18 protein-coding genes are annotated in these 20,720 nt (G+C 38.7%); 17 read left to right on the top strand and 1 reads right to left on the bottom strand.

Features of this window, described 5'->3' with window-relative positions:
- Positions 1-92 precede the first annotated feature (92 nt).
- The 12 genes from AC3WOM_RS10825 (at position 93) to AC3WOM_RS10770 (ending at position 13,725) form a co-directional block, all read left to right on the top strand.
- A complete protein-coding gene (locus tag AC3WOM_RS10825; RefSeq protein WP_492446694.1) occupies positions 93-908 on the top strand; it encodes an undecaprenyl-diphosphate phosphatase in 816 nt (271 codons plus the stop codon).
- Positions 909-1,162: 254 nt separating this feature from the next.
- Entirely contained in the window at positions 1,163-2,515 is a 1,353-nt protein-coding gene (gene xseA, locus AC3WOM_RS10820; RefSeq protein WP_427539337.1) for an exodeoxyribonuclease VII large subunit, read from the top strand.
- 2 nt (positions 2,516-2,517) lie between these two features.
- The gene (xseB, locus tag AC3WOM_RS10815; RefSeq protein WP_053597070.1) at positions 2,518-2,751 is read left to right on the top strand and encodes an exodeoxyribonuclease VII small subunit; all 234 of its coding nucleotides are present in this window, start codon (positions 2,518-2,520) and stop codon (positions 2,749-2,751) included.
- A 3-nt stretch (positions 2,752-2,754) separates the two neighbouring features.
- On the top strand, positions 2,755-3,636 hold the full coding sequence (locus tag AC3WOM_RS10810; RefSeq protein WP_427539334.1) for a polyprenyl synthetase family protein: 882 nt from the start codon (positions 2,755-2,757) through the stop codon (positions 3,634-3,636).
- A 163-nt stretch (positions 3,637-3,799) separates the two neighbouring features.
- Positions 3,800-5,701, top strand: coding sequence for a 1-deoxy-D-xylulose-5-phosphate synthase (gene dxs / locus AC3WOM_RS10805; protein ID WP_492446691.1), 1,902 nt, complete (start codon positions 3,800-3,802; stop codon positions 5,699-5,701).
- The gene (locus AC3WOM_RS10800; RefSeq protein WP_492446690.1) at positions 5,701-6,519 is read left to right on the top strand and encodes a TlyA family RNA methyltransferase; all 819 of its coding nucleotides are present in this window, start codon (positions 5,701-5,703) and stop codon (positions 6,517-6,519) included. Before dxs ends, AC3WOM_RS10800 begins: the two co-directional genes overlap by 1 nt.
- A gap of 100 nt (positions 6,520-6,619) precedes the next feature.
- Positions 6,620-7,069, top strand: a complete 450-nt coding sequence (gene ahrC / locus AC3WOM_RS10795; protein ID WP_427539326.1) for a transcriptional regulator AhrC/ArgR — start codon at positions 6,620-6,622, stop codon at positions 7,067-7,069.
- A gap of 36 nt (positions 7,070-7,105) precedes the next feature.
- Positions 7,106-8,797: a DNA repair protein RecN gene (gene recN / locus AC3WOM_RS10790; RefSeq protein ID WP_427539323.1), complete on the top strand. Its 1,692-nt coding sequence runs from the start codon at positions 7,106-7,108 to the stop codon at positions 8,795-8,797.
- 121 nt (positions 8,798-8,918) lie between these two features.
- A complete protein-coding gene (locus AC3WOM_RS10785) occupies positions 8,919-9,866 on the top strand; it encodes a SpoIVB peptidase S55 domain-containing protein (RefSeq protein WP_427539320.1) in 948 nt (315 codons plus the stop codon).
- Positions 9,867-10,206: 340 nt separating this feature from the next.
- On the top strand, positions 10,207-10,998 hold the full coding sequence (gene spo0A / locus AC3WOM_RS10780) for a sporulation transcription factor Spo0A (protein WP_492446687.1): 792 nt from the start codon (positions 10,207-10,209) through the stop codon (positions 10,996-10,998).
- Between the two features lie 434 nt (positions 10,999-11,432).
- Positions 11,433-13,004, top strand: a complete 1,572-nt coding sequence (locus AC3WOM_RS10775) for a flagellar assembly protein A (protein WP_427539315.1) — start codon at positions 11,433-11,435, stop codon at positions 13,002-13,004.
- Positions 12,997-13,725, top strand: coding sequence for a glycerophosphodiester phosphodiesterase (locus AC3WOM_RS10770; protein WP_427539312.1), 729 nt, complete (start codon positions 12,997-12,999; stop codon positions 13,723-13,725). The genes AC3WOM_RS10775 and AC3WOM_RS10770 overlap by 8 nt, the downstream gene beginning before the upstream one ends.
- 47 nt (positions 13,726-13,772) lie before the next feature.
- On the opposite strand, the gene AC3WOM_RS10765 is transcribed toward AC3WOM_RS10770, so the two are convergent.
- Positions 13,773-14,009 carry a DUF2627 domain-containing protein gene (locus AC3WOM_RS10765; RefSeq protein WP_283868557.1) on the bottom strand — a complete coding sequence of 79 codons (237 nt, stop codon included), beginning with the start codon at positions 14,007-14,009 and terminating at the stop codon, positions 13,773-13,775.
- Between the two features lie 308 nt (positions 14,010-14,317).
- On the opposite strand from AC3WOM_RS10765, the gene AC3WOM_RS10760 reads away from it, so the two are divergent.
- The 5 genes from AC3WOM_RS10760 to AC3WOM_RS10740 all read left to right on the top strand — a co-directional run bounded on the left by AC3WOM_RS10760 (position 14,318) and on the right by AC3WOM_RS10740 (position 20,652).
- Positions 14,318-15,412: a Leu/Phe/Val dehydrogenase gene (locus AC3WOM_RS10760; RefSeq protein ID WP_492446684.1), complete on the top strand. Its 1,095-nt coding sequence runs from the start codon at positions 14,318-14,320 to the stop codon at positions 15,410-15,412.
- A 181-nt stretch (positions 15,413-15,593) separates the two neighbouring features.
- A complete protein-coding gene (gene lpdA, locus AC3WOM_RS10755) occupies positions 15,594-17,021 on the top strand; it encodes a dihydrolipoyl dehydrogenase (protein ID WP_492446683.1) in 1,428 nt (475 codons plus the stop codon).
- A gap of 78 nt (positions 17,022-17,099) precedes the next feature.
- Entirely contained in the window at positions 17,100-18,116 is a 1,017-nt protein-coding gene (locus tag AC3WOM_RS10750; RefSeq protein ID WP_427539302.1) for a thiamine pyrophosphate-dependent dehydrogenase E1 component subunit alpha, read from the top strand.
- Positions 18,116-19,099 (top strand): alpha-ketoacid dehydrogenase subunit beta, encoded by a 984-nt coding sequence (locus AC3WOM_RS10745; RefSeq protein ID WP_427539299.1) that lies wholly within the window; start codon positions 18,116-18,118, stop codon positions 19,097-19,099. Before AC3WOM_RS10750 ends, AC3WOM_RS10745 begins: the two co-directional genes overlap by 1 nt.
- A 209-nt stretch (positions 19,100-19,308) precedes the next feature.
- Positions 19,309-20,652: a dihydrolipoamide acetyltransferase family protein gene (locus AC3WOM_RS10740; RefSeq protein ID WP_427539296.1), complete on the top strand. Its 1,344-nt coding sequence runs from the start codon at positions 19,309-19,311 to the stop codon at positions 20,650-20,652.
- The last annotated feature ends 68 nt before the right edge of the window (positions 20,653-20,720 follow it).

The raw sequence follows: 20,720 nt of genomic DNA, 5'->3' as shown, positions 1-20,720 counted from the left end.
AATATAAATTTATACTTATCTTTGAGAACTTTTGCCATGCTTTTACCGTCTAATATACTGTTTGAGGCATACATACTAAAAAGGAGGTTTTTATGGAAAACATAGATCTCATACTAATTATCAAGCATATTATTATTGGACTTGTACAAGGCTTCACGGAGCCAATACCAGTGTCGTCGAGTGGTCATGTCATGATTGCAAGTGAAATTCTTGGTTTAGGTGAGCAAGGTTTTACTTTTGCTATTTTAACGAATACCGCTTCATTGCTGGCCATTGTTTATATCTATCGTGAGGATATTGTCCGGCTCATTTCACACTTTTTCCTCTTTCTTAAAACCGGTGACAAGCGCTATAAGGCAGATTTTCGTTTTGCCATTTATATCGTAATTGGCACGATTCCAGCAGGTGTTTTAGGGGTTTTATTTAGTGATGTCATTGCGGACAATGTCAGTATGACAACGATTGCACTTATGCTGTTTGTAACCGGTATTGCCCTTTGGCTTATTCGCAATATGCGAGGTACAAAAAAGGATGCAGATTTGACTGTAAAAGATGCTGTCATTGTTGGTTTAGGTCAAGCTGTAGCACTCACACCAGGTATCAGTCGTTCAGGAGCAACGATTATATCTGCTATTGCTGTGGGGATGAAGCAGGATACAGCCCTACGCTTTTCCTTTATGCTTTATATCCCAATAAGCCTCGGTGGCGTTGTACTTGGAATTACAGATTTTTTAGATGAACCTAATAAAGGTACATTAGCTATTCCGTATGCAGCGACATTTATCGCTACATTATTCATGACTTATTTTGCAATGCGTTGGTTTATGGGGATTATGAAAAGCGGCAAGCTTAGTTATTTTACTTATTATTGTTTTCTTGTAGGTACGCTCTTATTAATATTTTATTAATATAAAGCCTTCTAACAGTTATTTGTTGGGAGGCTTTGTTTTGTGTTTTGTCAAACTTCTTCATAAAATCTATCATTTGTATAAGCTATCAATAGTTCGCCAATAAACAGTTATGCTATAGTAATTTTTTCAATAGGATGAAAGACAGTCATTTTTTCTAGTGAAACTGCATTTTGGCACGTCAAGGACATTAAAAAATGTTATGATAGTTGTAGTTTTGTGAAAAACTTGATTTTAGTAAAGGAGCCGAAAACATGTCATCTGCTTCTTATTTAACGGTAAAAGCATTAACAAAATATATTAAACGAAAATTTGATGCCGATCCACATTTACGTGAGGTGTATGTCAAGGGAGAATTATCAAATGTTAAAATTCATCAATCTGGACATATCTATTTTACATTAAAGGATGATGGTGCACGAATTGCAGCTACAATGTTTAAAACGGCAGCTACTAAATTAGCGTTTGAACCCAAGGAAGGAATGCAAGTATTTATCCGTGGGGATGTAAACGTTTACGAGGGTTATGGAACCTATCAGCTATATGTACAGGAGATGCAGCCTGATGGGGTTGGTAGCTTGTTTGTTGCCTTTAACCAATTAAAAGAGCAATTACAAAAAGAAGGTCTTTTTAAACCAGAATGGAAGCAGTCTATTCCAAGATTTCCAGAGAGAATTGGTGTCTTAACATCTACAACGGGGGCAGCGATTCGAGATATTTGTACGACGTTAAAACGACGTTACCCACTTGCTGAAGTATTAATTTATCCAACGCTGGTTCAGGGGGGACAAGCTGCGCCAAATATCGTTCAAAATATTGAACAAGCCAATCTCGATGCTTATTGTGATGTTCTCATCGTTGGACGAGGTGGAGGATCAATAGAAGATTTATGGGCATTTAATGAGGAGATTGTGGCTCGTGCTATTTTTAGTAGCCGCATACCGATTATTAGTGCTGTTGGTCATGAAACAGATACGACAATTGCAGATTTTGTAGCAGATTTACGTGCACCTACACCAACGGCTGCTGCTGAAATGGCTGTACCAGATCAACAGGATTTATTTCAGCGTGTACTAACACAAAAATCGCAGCTTCATCAAATAGTGAGGGCGCAACTTATGGCTGAGCGACAACGTCTAAATAAGCTCCAACAGTCTTATCCTTTATCAATGCCAGAAAGACTATATCGTCCGTTTACTGAAAAACTAGCTCAGCTCGAATCAAACTTACAAAAAGCCATGCAGGTAGATTTGATGAAAAAAGGTGCGCAGCTTCAGCAACTACATAGTGCTATCGAGCAGCATTCACCAAAAAAGGCACTCACTTTCTATCAACGTGAGCTAGAAACACGAATTCAACAATTAACACGTGCCTCAGCACAATATGTGACGACGCAAAAACATCAATTTGAGGCAACCATTCGAACTTTAGAAGCATTGAATCCACTTGCAATTCTAACAAGGGGCTTTACAGTAGCTTATAAAGATCAACAAATGATTAAATCATCCGCTGAAGTCAAACAGCAGGATCAATTAACCCTGACCTTCCATGATGGAAAGGTTATCGCTGAAGTGACAAAAATTTTGCCAAAGAATGAGGGGGAATAGTTGTGGCAGAGAAACAACAGACTTTCGCGGAAGCAATGACAGCACTTGAAGAAATTGTCCGTCAGCTAGAGCAAGGTGATGTACCATTGGAAAACGCAATTGATTTATATAAGCAAGGAATGGAGCTATCGCAATTTTGCCATAGTAAACTGCAACATGCTGAGGAGCAGCTGATATCTATTGTCCAAGAGACAGGTGAAACGACTGCATTTGATCCATTAAAGGGAGAGAATTAAGAAATGAATGAGCAATTAAAGCATTTTATTGATAGCAATATACCGCAAGTTGAAGCTGAAATGTATGCACTTGTTGAAAAAATTGATGCACCAGCTGATTTAAAAGAATCAATGCTATATTCGCTAAAAGCTGGAGGAAAACGAATTCGTCCACTTTTCGTGTTAGCCGTTCTTGAGCTATTTAACAAGGATTTAAAGGATGGATTAACTGTAGGATCAGTTATTGAAATTATCCATACGTATTCATTAATCCATGATGATCTACCAAGCATGGATAATGATGATTTCCGTAGAGGGAAACCGACCAATCATAAAGTATATGGCGAAGCATTAGCTACACTTGCTGGGGATGCGTTAAATACGCTAGCATTTGGGATTTTAGCACGCATGAATGTATCTGCTGAAAAACGCATTGAATTGGTTAACCTATTAAGTATAGCCGCTGGCGCAGAAGGTATGGTTGGGGGTCAGGTACTTGATATGGAAGGAGAACAACGCCAGTTAAATTTAGCTGAGCTTGAGCATGTTCATATCAATAAAACAGGAGCCTTATTACGATTTAGCATTGAAGCAGGAGCGGTATTAGCTGATGCGTCTCCAGAGGATCGAGCTACATTAAAGGAATACGCACATCATATCGGTCTTGCATTCCAAATTCAAGACGATATTTTAGATATTGAGGGCACATCAGAGGAGCTGGGCAAAACAGCAGGTAAGGATGTAGCGAGTGATAAAAGCACATATCCAGCCCTATTATCATTGGATGGAGCAAAGGATAAGTTAGCTGAGCATTACCAATTTGCCATTCATGCACTTGATCAATTACAGGTCGATGTTGGTTTACTACGTGAGTTTGCAGCCTATATTGTTCATCGTAAAAACTAAAAGAAAAACAAGGCGGTAAGGCTGAGGAATATGCTAGAATAGTTGAGGACGTTTGACGTTGTGCAAACAATAAGTGTTCGTACTTTTAGCATATTGATAACACTGTTATAATGGTGGAAACACAAATACGGTGAATATTTTATGGAAAAGGTGTGTGAGAAAGGTGGATTTAAATAAAATAACTAGTCCATCCTTTTTAAAAAACTTAGACAAGAAGGACCTTGAGCATCTTGCGCAAGAAATTCGTACCTTCTTAATTGAAAAGTGTTCTGTCACAGGTGGTCATATTGGACCGAACCTAGGCGTTGTGGAGCTAACAATCATGCTTCATAAAATGTTTGACAGTCCAAAGGATAAGTTTTTATGGGATGTTGGCCACCAAGCTTACGTGCATAAAATTTTGACAGGTCGTGCGAGTCAATTTGACACACTGCGTCAGTTCAAAGGGCTTTGTGGTTTTCCAAAGCTTGTGGAGAGTGAACATGATGAGTGGGAAACTGGTCACAGCTCGACATCTTTGTCAGCAGCTATGGGTATGGCTGCAGCACGTGATATTAAAAATGAGAAGAATTTCGTCGTACCTATTATTGGTGATGGTGCTTTAACAGGCGGTATGGCACTCGAGGCATTGAATCATATTGGTCATGCTAAAACAAATATGATTGTTATTTTAAACGATAATGAAATGTCCATTGCCCCAAATGTCGGCGCTTTACACAATGTACTTGGGCGTTTACGTACTGCAAGGGAATATTCAAAGGCGAAAGAAGAGCTTGAATCTCTTATCAACAAAATCCCTGTATTAGGCGGGAAGCTTGCTTCAACGGCTGAGCGCGTAAAGGATAGCTTAAAGTATTTAGTGGTGTCAGGTGTATTCTTTGAGGAGCTAGGCTTTAAATATCTGGGACCTATCGATGGACATGATTTCGATGCTCTTGAGATGACATTATCCTATGCTAAAAAAGTAAAAGGTCCAGTACTTGTTCATGTTATTACGAAAAAAGGAAAAGGCTATAAACCTGCTGAAGATGATACTATTGGCAATTGGCATGGGACAGGTCCGTACAAAATTGAAAACGGTGCCTTTGTAAAGTCAGAGTCGAAAGGACCAGCGTGGAGTAGTTTAATTGCTGAGACTGTTCGTAAAATTGCACATGAGGATAAACGAATTGTTACTATCACTCCTGCTATGCCTGTTGGTTCCAAACTACAAGGTATTCAGAAGGATTTTCCAAAGCGTTTCTTTGATGTAGGAATTGCTGAACAGCATGCAGCAACAATGGCGGCAGGTTTAGCGACACAGAAAATGAAACCATTTTTAGCGATTTACTCGACGTTCCTACAACGTGCCTATGATCAAGTCCTGCATGATATTGCACGCCCTAATCTAAATGTCTTTATAGGGATTGACCGTGCAGGTTTAGTTGGTGCAGATGGTGAAACACATCAAGGTATATTTGATATCGCCTTCCTTCGCCATATACCAAATATGACAATTATGATGCCAAAGGATGAAAATGAAGGACAGCATATGGTGAAAACTGCCATAGATTATGATGGTGGTCCAATTGCCCTGCGTTATCCTCGAGGAAATGGGATTGGTGTTCCATTGGATGACGAGCTTATGACTTTACCTATAGGAAGCTGGGAAGTGTTGCGAGAGGGAAAAGATGCAACAATTTTAACATTTGGTACAACGATTCCAATGGCAATAGAAGCGGCTGACTTGCTAGCTCAGCAGGGAGTTGATATCGAAGTGGTAAATGCCCGCTTCATTAAACCGATGGATGAGGATATGCTGCATCGCATTTTATCAAGCAAGAAGCCTATTTTAACGATTGAAGAAGCGGTATTACAAGGTGGCTTTGGCAGTGGCGTGCTTGAATTTGCCCATGACCATGGTTATTTAAATGCATTAATCGATCGTATGGGAATCCCTGACCAATTTATTGAGCATGGCAATGTAGATCAGCTACTTGCTGAGATTCACATGACAACTGAGGATACAGTGGCACGTATGCAAGTGTTACTTCAACAAAAACAGCAAGTAGGTTTGAATAAATAATGACAAAACAACCGAAAGAACGTGTAGATATTTTACTTGTAGAACGTGGGCTATGTGAAACCCGTGAAAAAGCAAAGCGTTCCATAATGGCAGGCCTAGTTTTTTCAAATGAAATCCGTATTGATAAGGCGGGGGAAAAAATAGCCGTTGATGCTCCATTACAAGTAAAAGGCTCTGATTTAAAATATGTTAGCCGTGGTGGCTTAAAACTTGAAAAGGCATTACAAATATTTGATATGTCTGTAGAGGGGAAGCTAATGCTTGATATTGGCTCCTCTACAGGAGGCTTTACAGACTGCGCATTACAAAATGGTGCAAGGCATTGCTACGCACTAGATGTGGGTTCCAACCAGCTAGCCTGGAAGATTCGCTCTGACGAACGTGTCACAGTGATGGAAAAAACAAATTTCCGTTATACGACAGCAGCAGATTTAACGGAGGGCTTGCCAGAATTTGCAACCATCGATGTTAGCTTTATTTCATTAGCGCTCATTCTTCCTGTCTTAAAAACCCTGTTGATGCCAGGAGGCGATGTGATGGCGCTCGTGAAGCCTCAGTTTGAAGCTGGGAAAGATAAGGTTGGTAAAAAGGGCATCGTCCGAGATAAAAAAGTTCATTTAGAGGTATTGGAAAAGACAGCTGCAATGGCAACAGAGGTCGGCTTTGTTGTTAAGGATGCTTCGTTTTCTCCCATTACAGGGGGCGAAGGAAATATTGAATTTTTATTCCATTTAGTGAATCCTGTAGCGGATGAACAAATTCCTGCTTATACAACTTTTGATACACTGGTAGAAGAAGCGCATAACTCCCTAAAATAACACGTGCTCACTAGCTGAGCCGTGTTTTTTCTTGTACTTTTATGCTGAAAATGGTAGTGTGAATATACATATATATAATTATTTATAAGAGGTGGCCACTATGAATAAAGGACAAAGACATATACGGATTCGAGATATTATTGCCAATCATGAAATTGAAACACAAGATGATTTAGTCGATTTTTTAAAGGATGCAGGCTATAATGTGACGCAAGCAACGGTATCACGTGATATAAAGGAACTTCATCTTGTTAAAGTTCCATTACAGGATGGGCGCTATAAATATAGCTTGCCCGCTGACCAACGTTTCAATCCTATGCAAAAATTACATCGTGCACTTGCTGATGCATTTGTCAGCATTGATGGCGCATCGCACTTTTTAGTGATGAAGGCTCTTCCTGGTAATGCCAATGCTATTGCATCGCTGCTTGACCTTTTAGATTGGCCAGAAATATTAGGTACGATTTCTGGTGATGATACAATTTTAATTATTTGTCGTGATGAAAATGAGCGTGAAAATACAAAAAATCGCTTATTAGAAATGCTATAATTTAGCAGGGGAATTTGATACAGAGGTGACATTTTTGTGTTAAGAGAGCTTAGTATTCGAAACTTTGCCATTATTGAGGATTTGACAGTTAGCTTTTCAAATGGTTTAACTGTATTAACAGGAGAAACAGGTGCTGGAAAATCAATTATCATTGATGCCGTCCATTTACTTGCAGGCGGTAGAGGAAATTCCGAATTCATTCGTCATGGAGCAAGAAAAGCTGAATTAGGCGGTTTATTTCAAATCTCTAGTTCTTTGCATCCAGTTCATAAAAAGCTTGAAGAAGCAGGCATTGAGATTGAAGAAGATACCATTATTTTACGCCGTGATTTACATGATACTGGTAAAAGTGTTTGTCGAGTAAACGGAAAACTGGTGCCAATATCTGTACTCCGTGATATTGGCGCTAGTCTAATCGATATTCATGGCCAACATGAAAATCAGGAATTAATGGACGAAAAACAGCATATTTATTTGCTGGATCACTTTGCAGAGGAACAACTTGCTCCGATTCAGGAATTATACAGTTCTCAGTATGAAGAATATCGTTCGCTAAAAAGGGAATTGGCATCTATTTCTATTGATGAGCAGTTAATGGCGCAGCGTATTGATTTATACCAGTTTCAAATGAAAGAGCTTGAGGATGCCAAATTAAGGCTAGGTGAAGAAGATGAGCTTCTTGATGAACGTCGCCGTTTGATGAATTTCAATAAGATTTTTGAGCGTTCTAATGAAGCCTATGAAGCGATTCAAGGTGATTCGAAAGGTCTTGACTGGATTGGCAATGCGATGGGTGCTTTAGAGGACGCTGCAAGAGTTGACGATCAGTTTAAAGAAGCCTCGGAAGCTGTGACCACAGCATTCTATGCATTGCAGGATGCTGCTCATCAGGTCAAAAATGTGTTAGATGAATTAGAATTTGACCCAGCACGATTAAATGAAGTGGAGCAGCGTTTAGCCCTATTCCAAAATTTAAAGCGTAAATATGGCTCAACGATAGAAGAGATTTTAGCGTATTACGATAAAATTAAAACAGAGCTAAATGAGCTCTTAAATCGCGATGAAATTTTACAGGTTAAAGAGCGAAAAGTACTAGAAATGGAATCAGCGCTACAAGAACTGGCAGTACAATTATCTGCTATTCGAAAAAATGCTGCACATGATTTAAGTGAGGCCATAATGGCTGAACTACGTGAATTACATATGGAAAAAGCAAAATTTATTGTTAATTTTGATGAATTATCATTTTTTGATGCTAATGGTAAAGACCAAGTTATTTTTTATATTTCCACGAATGTTGGCGAGCCACCAAAATCATTACCGAAAATTGCATCTGGTGGAGAATTGTCACGTATGATGCTGGCTTTAAAGACTATTTTCTCATCCTCAAACGGCATCACCTCTATTATTTTTGATGAGGTAGATACTGGGGTAAGTGGTCGAGTTGCACAGGCAATTGCAGAAAAAATTGCTGCAATCTCTATTAATTCTCAGGTTTTATGTATTTCACATTTACCACAAGTTGCTGCGATGGCAGATCATCATTATTTTATCAAAAAAGAAGTGGAGCATGATCGAACATTTACATCATTGTTTGAAATTGATACAGAAGCTCGCATTGAAGAAGTAAGTCGCATGATGTCTGGTGCAGAAATTACTGACTTAACTTTACAGCATGCAACAGAGCTTTTAAAGATGGCGAATGCCCGAAAAAAACAAATGAAATAACCTTTTATCCAGAAACATTTTCGATGTTTCTGGGTTTTTTCATTTTGCACAAATATTTACCGCTTATAAGAATGCCACAACAACACATAGTAAAAAGACAAAAATGAAAAGGAGGTGTCGTATGTATCGTCGTTGGCGTCAATTTGTCATTTTGCCTATGCTCATCGTTTTATTATTCATGCCAGTTCAGGTATTTGCCGCAAAAAAGCTAATTCCGATGGGCGAAGCAATTGGAATTCAACTTCAGCTATCTCATGTATTTGTAGCACATGATGTGCTATTAGCTTCCAATCAGTGGATGAAAGGAGGCGCTGTGATTGAAAAAATAAATGAAATACCTGTAAAAACGCTTGCAGATGCCAAACAGGCTGTTGCTCAGCAAGGGCAGCAGAAATGGACGATGAAAAGTGAAGGAAAAGAAGTAACCCTTGAGTTACAGGAGAAAGAAGCAACACATGTTATTTCCTTTTTAAAAGATGAAACAGATGGAGTAGGAACATTGACGTACATTGATCCAGAGACAAAAAATTACGGTGCATTAGGCCATCAAATTGTCGATTCAACATTACAAGAGGCCCCTGTTTTTCGAGCTGGTTCCATTTTTTTAGCTTCGATTCAACAAATTCGTAAAAGTATACCTGGCCAACCTGGCTATAAAATTTCCTCCATTGAAAAACATCAGGAACGACTAGGGAGCATCGATAAAAATACCGTTTATGGAATTTTTGGTCGTTGGGAAGACAGCTATCCACAAAGTTTGCCAAAAGCAATTGAAATTATGCATGAAAAAGATATAAAAACAGGAAAAGCTGAAATCTACACTGCGATAGAGGGCAGTAAGGTGGAAACTTTTTCAATTGAAATTATAAAGATCGAAAATGAGCGCCTTGAATTTATCATATCTGACGAAAAGCTCATTGAAAAAACAGGTGGTATTTTGCAGGGAATGAGTGGTAGCCCTATCATCCAAAACGGTCGTTTTGTAGGTGCTGTTACACATATGTTTGTGGAGGAACCGAAAAAGGGAGCAGCTATTACTGTATCGGAAATGTTACGAAAGTCATCATAAAATGGGGCTGCCTTTGGGTGGCTCCATTTTTTCATGTAAAATTGTTTTATTCATCAAGTAATTCTGTTCTTTTATGAAGGGATTAGCGATTGTAAAAAAAAACTGTAGTTTTATCTCAGTTTTTTCACTAAAATAAAGAAGATGAGCATTCGACATTTTGCAGGTATTTATCATAACTTGTCGATAAAAATAGAAAGTATCGGACTACATACTCATTTTTGGAAATAGAAAAGGTTTTTAAAACAAAAATGTCGAAAATTCCACAGTGTGCCAAAAATGGCATAAGGGGTAGGTTACGCTTTGAAGTGATTCAAAGCACAGTCCAGAAGGAGGAATTGAAATGACAAAGGTAAAGGTAGCGATTGCAGACGATAATCGTGAGTTATTAAAAACAATGGAGCAGTATTTTCAAGGGCATCCCGAAATAGAAATAATTGCAACTGCTTCAAATGGAAAAGTTTGCTTACAAATGCTTGAGGAATTTACACCAGATATTTTACTCCTAGATATAATAATGCCTCATCTTGATGGTTTAGCGGTTTTAGAATCCATGTATCAAAATGAAAGAATGTCATCTATCCAAGTTATTATGTTAACAGCATTTGGTCAGGAAGATGTCATGAAACAAGCAGTAGACTTAGGAGCCTCCTATTTCATGTTAAAACCATTTGAATTTGATCAATTGGTTCAAAAGATTTTACATTGTGCTGGACAAAAAGCAACACTTCCTAAAAAGACAAGTGTTTTACAACCTGCAGCGCCACAAAAATTAAATCAGCATCAATTAGATAGCACAATCACAGCCATCATTAAAGAAATTGGTGTTCCTGCACATATTAAAGGGTACTCTTATTTACGAGAAGCTATTCAAATGGTGTTTGAGGATATCGAGTTATTAGGTTCTGTGACGAAAATCCTGTACCCAGAAATCGCTAAAAAGTTCAATACAACTCCTTCACGAGTAGAGCGTGCTATTCGCCATGCCATTGAGGTAGCGTGGAATCGAGGTAATTATGAATCGATCTCGACGATGTTTGGCTATACCGTTCATCACTTAAAATCGAAGCCGACAAATAGTGAATTCATCGCCATGATTGCAGACAAGATTCGTATTGATATGATGGCGAGCTAAACACTACAATCATATTTTAAAAGGAGAATGACCTGTAGCCATTATTTATAAAAATTATATATTCAAAGCGCCTATATAAGCAGTCTTTAAACTGTTTATGAGGCGTATTTTTTATTTAGTTAGGAAGACCTAAGGCATTTTTGTGAAATTTATGACAAAAACAGCATCTATACGATAAATTAATTAAAAATTTAGTGAAAAGCATGATTATTTACGGTTGTTTTATACAATTATGATAAGTGAATAGCATATAGTGAGTAAAATATTTCCTTTTAGTAGTAAATAACGGCTAAAACTAATAGAAAAAATATAAAATACGGTAGAATGACTTACTGATAAAGTAGGGGTATTTTCTTTCTGAGTAGTGACAATTGTCTCTAAACAAATGTAAATAGATTGTATATACTTACAGATAGAGGGAAGGAGGAGGTAGCTTGATTCTAGTTCGGAATGATAACTTCGAAATATCAGAAGAAAATGGAAAAGTATATATGATAACTTTCAGTGCTGGTTTTCCTTTAAAAGAATTTGATAGTATTTTACGCAGTCATCCCCGCCTAAAGTTGTCTAATTTTTCAATATTAAAAAATGTATTATCGACCGAAAGTATAAATCCTGTTGAAATCGGACGTTGGCTTCCGAATGTGGAAGCTGAAATTGCACGAGATAAAATGTCTGCCTCTATATTTATCTACGAAACACATGATTATATTCAAAAAAATAAAGAAAAATTATCAAATCAAATTCTAGAAACACTTGAAGATGAAGGAATTGTAAATGGAATTTTGGATTTTGATATTTCGAAAATTGAACCAGGAAAAGCATTTTTAATTGCTCAAGGAACGCCGCCTGTAGCAGGAACTGATGCACAAATTACATACTTACCTAAACCAGAGAGAAAGCCAGTAATTCGCGAGGATGGAAAAGCTGATTATTACGATATGAACTTTATCTCTGAAATTTCTGAAGGGTCATGGCTTGGCGAAAAAATACCTGCAACTTTAGGTAAAGCAGGGAAAAATGTGCTAGGCAATACGATTGCTGCTGCACCAGGTCGCGATTTCCCCATTAAATACGATAAAAAATCAGCCTATGAAGTGGAGGAGAATGGTAAAATTGTTATCCGCTCCAAAATTGCTGGTGTATTAGATGATGTCAAGGGCATGATTGGTGTTAATAGACATTTGCCTATTCATGGAGACGTTGGTGTTGAAACTGGAAATCTTGAATTTAATGGCTCATTAAGCATAAAAGGAACAGTGACTTCAGGCTATACGGTTATTGCTACTGGAGATATTTCTATTGAAGGTGCTGAAGGTGTAAGTGGTGCCAAGCTTATAAAATCCATCGAAGGTGATGTCTATATTCGCGGTGGCATTTTTGGTCTTGGTTCTACTTTAGTGGAGGCAGGTGGCAATATTTTCGTCAAGCACGTTAATGAAGCAAATTTATTCGCAGCTGATAGCATTCATATAGGCTTTTATTCATTAGGATCACAGCTTACGGCACATTCTATCTTTGTGGACGAACGAAAAGGTAAGATTATTGGGGGTCGAGCAGTGGCTAAAAATACAATTGTCACGGCTATATCTGGAAACCGTTTAGAACGTCGAACAGATTTAATTATTGAAAGTGTCAATAAAAGAGAAAGTTATACTCTTATGCAAGAGAAGGCAACACACTTAAAACAATTGCAATCAGATATTTCAATACAAGAGGGAAAAATTAAAAACTTATTACCAATTCTTAATCAAATGACTAAGGAGCAAGTAGCTACATTTGAGGAAACGAAACAGATCTTAACGAAATTGAAGGCCGAGGCGGTGACAATTGACCGTGAGGTGAAACTAATGATGGATGAAATGCGCCATGCGGGTAAAGAGGAAATTACTGTGACAAAAGAAGCGCATCCAGGCACATATATTCAGATTGGCAAAAAATCATCCCTATTAAGTAAAATGACCAATGGTAAATTTATTCTTGAATTTGGAGAGTTAAATGTCTAGCCCATCGTCCATTCCTGTGTTTGCACATCGAGGAGCGTCAGCTTATGCACTTGAAAATAGCTTCAGGGCTTTTGAGAAGGCATTGGAGCTGGGTGCAGATGGCATTGAATTGGATATCCAATTATCAAATGAAGGAATTCCGGTTGTCTATCATGATCCACAGTTATCGAGATTAGCTGGCATCAATAAACTTGTGAATGAATGTACAGTAGAAGAGCTTCTTAGTTTTAAACTTGGGAAGCCTTGGAGACGTTTTTTTTCTTCGTACAAAATTCCAACATTCGATGCCGTTTTAGCATGGGCAAATTCCCAGCAGCTACCCCTTAATATTGAATTAAAATCAACCATTCTTGATAATAAACATGCACTTATTCAAATGCTTCATGGACTTATTTTGCCTGATGGCAGTCATTTTTCATCGTTTCACTATGAGCTATTAGAAATTGTGAAACATTATAGATCTGATTTTGAAACAGCACTTATTGCAACCAAAAAATTAAAATGGGATTTGCTCAGTGATTATAAAGCAATTGACAGCATGCATATGCATAAAAGGTATTATAAACCAAGATATCTAGAGGCATGTGTTGCAAGTAATAAAGCATGTCGGTTTTATGCGATTGATGGTAATGAGGCTTTTTTGACAAACCCGCATCCTTCGGTAATTGGTTGGATTACTGATTATCCTGATAAAGTAATCGCGAAACAGTACCGTCAATAAAAATAGCTATCCAGTAAGTCGAATATGACTTAGATGGATAGCTATTTTTATTTTTTTTGAAAGCGCGGAGCCACTTTTCCATTTTTTCGATCGCGGTGGAGTAAAAAGCCTGCGAAAAAGCCAAATCCTATTACAAAGAGAATGACGCCCACAACGAACTGTAACCATAAAAACGGGAAAGGTGCAATAAGTTTACCAAATAATGTATCACGCATGAATTTAATGCCACCTGCAGCCATAAGACCTGGAATAAGCATTACAATAAATGCAGCTAAACGAGCCATGCATGTCCCTCCTTATTCCTAAGTTTAATTGTACCTGTGGTTAATGGAATGTCAAGAAACGTTATTTCACTATGTGACTGCTGAAGCCATGAGCACGTAGAACATAAGCTAGAAACTGTAACAGAATGTTTAGAAAATTCTTACTTAATCAAGAATATGTAATAATAGTTGCGAAATTGTGAAATTGTCAGTATTGTAAAATTAAATGGAGCATTATTATCCATTACTAAACAATTTTTATTGTTATTTAAAACTTGATTGGATGGGCATTTGGGGATGCACTTTCCAAAGCAAAGGGGCGAGTTTTCATGGAAATCTTCAAGTATATGGAAAAGTATGATTATGAACAATTGGTATTTTGCCAAGATGAAGCATCAGGGTTAAAAGCGATTATCGCAATCCATGACACAACACTTGGACCAGCACTAGGCGGGGCACGTATGTGGACATATGCATCAGAAGAAAATGCGATTGAGGATGCATTGCGTTTAGCACGCGGCATGACCTATAAAAATGCAGCTGCTGGTTTAAACCTTGGCGGTGGAAAAACGGTCATTATCGGTGACCCATTTAAAGATAAAAATGAGGAAATGTTCAGAGCTCTAGGACGTTTCATCCAAGGTCTTAATGGCCGCTATATTACAGCGGAGGATGTTGGTACAACAGTAACAGATATGGATTTAATCCATGAAGAAACAAATTATGTAACTGGTATTTCTCCAGCCTTTGGTTCATCGGGTAATCCATCTCCAGTAACTGCGTATGGTGTTTATCGTGGTATGAAGGCATCAGCAAAAGAAGCATTTGGATCTGATTCACTAGAGGGACGTATAATTTCTGTACAAGGGCTAGGAAATGTTGCTTACAAGCTTTGCGAGTATTTACATAATGAGGGTGCAAAACTTGTTGTGACAGATATTAATCAAGCAGCAATTGATCGAGTTGTTCATGATTTTGGCGCAACTGCTGTGGCACCAGATGACATCTATTCACAGGAAGTGGATATTTTCTCACCATGTGCACTAGGAGCAATTTTAAATGATGAGACGATTCCACAATTAAAGGCAAAGGTTGTTGCTGGTTCAGCTAATAATCAATTACAAGATTCTCGCCATGGTGATCTTTTACATGAACTAGGAATTGTTTATGCGCCTGATTATGTTATTAATGCAGGTGGGGTTATCAACGTTGCTGATGAGTTATATGGCTATAACCGCGAGCGTGCGATGAAGCGCGTTGATGGTATTTATGACAGTATTGAAAAAATCTTTGCCATTTCTAAACGTGATGGCATTCCTACGTATGTAGCGGCTAATCGTTTAGCAGAAGAGCGAATTGCACGAGTATCTAAATCACGTAGTCAATTTTTAAAAAATGAAAAAAACATTTTACACGGTCGGTAAAAATCGCTTAATCATTAGAGAAGTCGCATTGTCGACTTCTTCTAACTTTAAATAGAAATTTAGTAGCTTAACTAGAATTAAGCTAAAGCTCTATAAAGGGATTAAATGGATTTTCTTTATAGTATCCAATGTGATTAAAGGATAGGCGGCTTTAGCACTTTTCTCATAAGGGGGAATCAATATGGCTCAAAATTATGATGTTGTCATTTTAGGCGGGGGTACAGGAGGCTATGTTGCAGCAATTCGTGCGGCACAGTTAGGTTTGAAAACAGCCATTGTTGAACGTGAACGACTTGGTGGTACTTGCTTGCATAAAGGCTGTATCCCGAGCAAGGCCTTACTTCGAAGTGCTGAAGTGTATCGTATGGCCAATAAAACGGCTGCTGAATTTGGTGTAGATATAGAAGGAGTTACACTACAGTTTGACAAAGTGCAGGCTAGAAAACAAGCGATTGTTGAGCAATTGAGCCAGGGTGTGAATACACTGATGAAAAAAGGTAAAATAGATGTTTATCAGGGTACAGGTAGAATTTTAGGTCCTTCCATCTTTTCGCCAATGCCAGGTACTATTTCTGTTGAAATGAGTAATGGCGAGGAGAATGAAATGCTTGTGCCAACGAATGTTGTAATTGCAACAGGTTCGAAGCCAAGAGAAATGGCTGGACTATCAATTGATGGAAAATTTGTAATGAACTCAGACCATGCATTACAAATGGAAGAACTACCAAAGTCTTTGCTAATCGTTGGTGGTGGCGTTATTGGTATCGAATGGGCATCCATGCTTTGTGATTTTGGGGTATACGTAACGGTCATTGAATACGGACCATCGATTTTGCCAGCAGAAGATGCAGACATTGTCAAAGAAGTGACGAAGCAGCTCGAAAAAAGAGGTGTTCGTATTGTGACAAATGCTCGTTTAGATACGGGAACATTCAAAATTGAAAATGATAACGTTTTCATTTCTGCGAAAGTTAATGATCAGGATGAATTATTTGAGGCTGATAAATTATTGCTATGCGTAGGGCGTGAAGCGAATACACGAGATATCGGCTTAGAAAATACAGAAATTGAAATTGAGAATGGGTTTATTAAAGTCAATGATTCGTATCAAACAAAGGAATCACATATGTATGCCATAGGGGATGTGATTGGCGGTCTGCAATTAGCACATGTAGCTTCACACGAAGGGTTATGTGCCATTGAACATATTGCCACAGGTAAAACAGAGGCACTAGATGTACTAAAGGTGCCAAAATGTGTTTACTCTTTTCCAGAGGTTGCAAGCATTGGCTTAACAGAAAGTGCTGCTAAGGAGCAGGGCTTTACCTTAAAAGTAGGAAAGTTTCCATTCAAGGCGATTGGTAAAGCGCTTGTAAATGGGGAGACAGACGGCTTTGTAAAAATTGTAGCAGATGAAGAAACAAATGATATTTTGGGTATTCATATGGTAGGGCCGCATGTAACGGATTTAATTGGTGAAGCGTCACTTGCTAAATTACTTGATGCAACGCCATGGGAAGTTAGTCAGGCTATTCACCCACATCCGTCTCTTAATGAGGTGCTAGTAGAATCAGCATTAGCTGTTGATAATCGTGCCATTCACTTTTAAAATTTATCATTTCATAGCTAAAGTGTAGGACGATTATTTACTTTAGTTATTTCTTTACAATACGAAAGGGGTGTTCGTATGCAAGATGTTCAAATCAAGCATGAGGATTTAGGTTTATCAAATGAAGATGTACTTGCAATATTCGAAACGATGTTAATGGCAAGAAGATTAGATGAGCGTATGTGGTTATTAAACCGCTCAGGAAAAATTCCTTTTGTTATTTCTTGTCAGGGACAAGAGGCAGCACAAGTGGGAGCGGCCTTTGCACTCGATAAAGAGAAGGATTATATTGCACCATATTATCGTGATATGGGTGTTGTTCTACATTTCGGTATGACGCCAAGAGAGTTAATGTTATCTGCATTTGCCAAAGCGGAAGATCCAAACTCTGGTGGTCGTCAGATGCCTGGTCATTTTGGTCAAAAGAAAAATCGTATTTTAACAGGATCATCCCCTGTTACAACGCAAGTTCCACATGCAGTGGGCGTTGCGCTTGCGGGACGTCTGCAAAAAGAAGATTTTGTTTCTTTCGTTACACTTGGGGAAGGTTCTTCTAACCAAGGGGATTTCCATGAAGGAGCGAATTTCGCAGGTGTTCATAAGCTTCCAGTTATTATAATGGTAGAAAATAATCAATATGCAATTTCTGTTCCAGTTGAACGTCAGTTAGGCTGTGCAAAAGTATCAGATCGTGGCATTGGCTACGGTATGCCAGGTGTTACGGTTGATGGCAAATGTCCATTACAAGTCTATAAAGTGGTGAAAGAGGCAGCTGACCGTGCGCGTAATGGCGGTGGTCCAAGTTTAATAGAAACAGTGACATACCGTTTAACAGCTCACTCTTCCGATGATGATGATCGTCAATATCGTACCGCTGAAGATATAGCGGAAGGGAAGGCAAAGGATCCTATTTTACTATTTGAAAAGTACCTCATGGATACGGGTGTAATGTCAGAGAAGCAGCGTTCAGAAATCGAGGAACGCATCATGTCTGAAGTAAATGAGGCTACGGATTATGCAGAAGCGGCTCCATATGCACAACCAGAGCATGCCATGAAATATGTTTATGCACCAGTGGACGGAGGTGACGTGTAATGGCAGTGATGTCTTATATTGATGCGATTACATTAGCGATGAAAGAAGAAATGGAACGTGATGAGCGTGTTTTCATTTTAGGAGAGGATGTTGGTCGTAAGGGCGGTGTATTTAAAGCAACTACTGGTTTGTACGATCAATTTGGTGAATATCGTGTACTTGATACACCCCTTGCAGAAAGTGCTATAGCCGGAGTTGGTATTGGAGCGGCGATGTACGGTATGCGTCCAATTGCCGAAATGCAATTCGCTGATTTCATTATGCCTGCTGTGAACCAAATCGTTTCTGAGGCAGCAAAAATCCGTTATCGTTCAAATAATGACTGGTCTTGTCCAATGGTAATACGTGCCCCATTTGGCGGAGGTATACATGGAGCACTCTATCATTCACAATCGGTAGAGGCACTTTTCGCAGGAACGCCAGGATTGAAAATTGTTATTCCGTCAACACCATATGATGCTAAAGGTCTATTGAAAGCAGCTATCCGTGATGAAGACCCTGTGTTGTTTTTTGAGCATAAACGTGCGTATCGCCTGATTAAAGGGGAAGTACCTACGGATGATTACACATTACCGATTGGTAAAGCGGATGTTAAGCGTGAGGGAGATGACGTTACAGTCATTACGTATGGTTTAGCTGTACATTTTGCATTACAAGCTGCAGAGCGACTAGCAGCAGACGGTATTTCGGCACATATTCTAGATCTTCGTACTGTCTATCCACTAGATAAGGAAGCAATTATTGAGGCAGCAAGTAAAACAGGAAAAGTATTACTGGTAACAGAGGATAATAAAGAAGGTAGTATCATGAGCGAGGTGGCAGCTATCATAGCTGAGCATTGTTTATTTGATCTTGATGCACCGATTCAACGCCTTGCAGGACCAGATGTTCCGGCAATGCCCTATGCCCCAACAATGGAAAAGTATTTTATGATAAATCCTGATAAAGTAGAGCGGGCGATGCGTGAACTAGCTGCCTTCTAAATAGAAGGGACTTCTTCACAAAATTGAAAAGTATTTAGTGAAAATCTTTGATCAATGAGTGCTGCAAATGCTTATTGTAAAAGGAGAAACCTCAATCGAATAGTCCATTATGAGAACTGTTCTCTAGCAGTATCCTAGTGGCTGTTCATTCTTAAATGGTGTATCACAGATAAATACAGCTTTGCTTAAATGGATGGGAGGAATAGATGATGGCGATTCAAAATATCACAATGCCACAGCTCGGTGAAAGTGTAACTGAAGGAACAATTGAAAAATGGCTTGTAAAGCCTGGTGATACAGTAAAAAAATATGATCCACTAGCAGAAGTTGTCACAGATAAAGTAAATGCAGAAATCCCTTCATCATTTGAAGGTATTATTACAGAGTTGCTTGCAGAGGAAGGTCAAACGTTACCAGTTGGTGCAATAGTCTGCTCTATTGAAATCGCCGGTGACAGCGAGTTACCGCCTCCACCTCCAGCAAAGAAATCAGCAGTTAGTACGGCGATTTTAAATGCCGGTGTACAAAGAAAACAAGAAACACAACAAGCTACAACAGCTACAGTAGCACCACCTAAGCCAGTAAGGCAGGATAAAGTTCGCTATTCACCAGCAGTTCTTCGACTTGCACAGGAGCATGATATTGCACTCGATCAAGTCACAGGAACAGGCGAAGGAGGGCGTATTACAAGAAAAGATCTTCTGACTTTGATTGAGGCAGGAGCTGTGCCAACTACACAGCCTGAAACACCTGCTACTGATACTTCTGTACAGCAATCAGCACCAGCTGTAGCAAATGTAACACCACAGAACGATATGAAGCCAGCCGCACCTGTACAGCCTTTGCAAGCAGGGGATATTGAAATACCTGTAACGAAAGTGCGTCGTGCTATTGCTAATAATATGGTAAGAAGTGTTCATGAAGTGCCGCATGCATGGATGATGATGGAGGTGGATGTAACTGATTTAGTCACTTATCGAGACAGTATAAAGACAGAGTTTAAACACAAAGAAGGCTTTAACATTACGTATTTTGCCTTCTTTGTGAAAGCTGTTGCACAAGCATTAAAAGAGTTTCCAATGATGAATTCTATGTGGGCAGAGGATAAAATTATTCAGAAGCATGACATCAATATTTCCATTGCCGTCGCAACAGATGATGCCTTATTTGTTCCTGTTATAAAACACGCTGATGAAAAATCGATCAAAGGGATTGCAAGGGAAATTAATGAGCTCGCTGTCAAAGTAAGAGCTGGAAAATTGTCAATGGATGATATTAAAGGCGGAACTTTTACGGTTAATAATACGGGCGCATTTGGCTCTGTACAGTCAATGGGCATCATTAATTATCCACAAGCAGCAATTTTACAGGTGGAAAGTATTGTAAAAAAACCAGTTATTTTACCGGGTGGAATGTTTGCTGCACGGGATATTGTGAATTTATGTTTGTCATTAGATCACCGTGTATTAGACGGACTTGTTTGCGGTAAATTCCTAAATAGAGTGAAAGAAATACTCGAAAATACAAATAAATCTTCGACGTCAGTCTACTGATGACTTCTCGGAAACCTGTTGTATAACGGTTTCCGATTTTTTTTTGCTTTTCGAGTCGCAATTTGTCA

Source organism: Lysinibacillus sp. FW301-JW8 (assembly GCF_058788755.1).
Note: the sequence above shows the minus strand (reverse complement) of the source record. Positions and strands in the feature narration are given on the sequence as shown.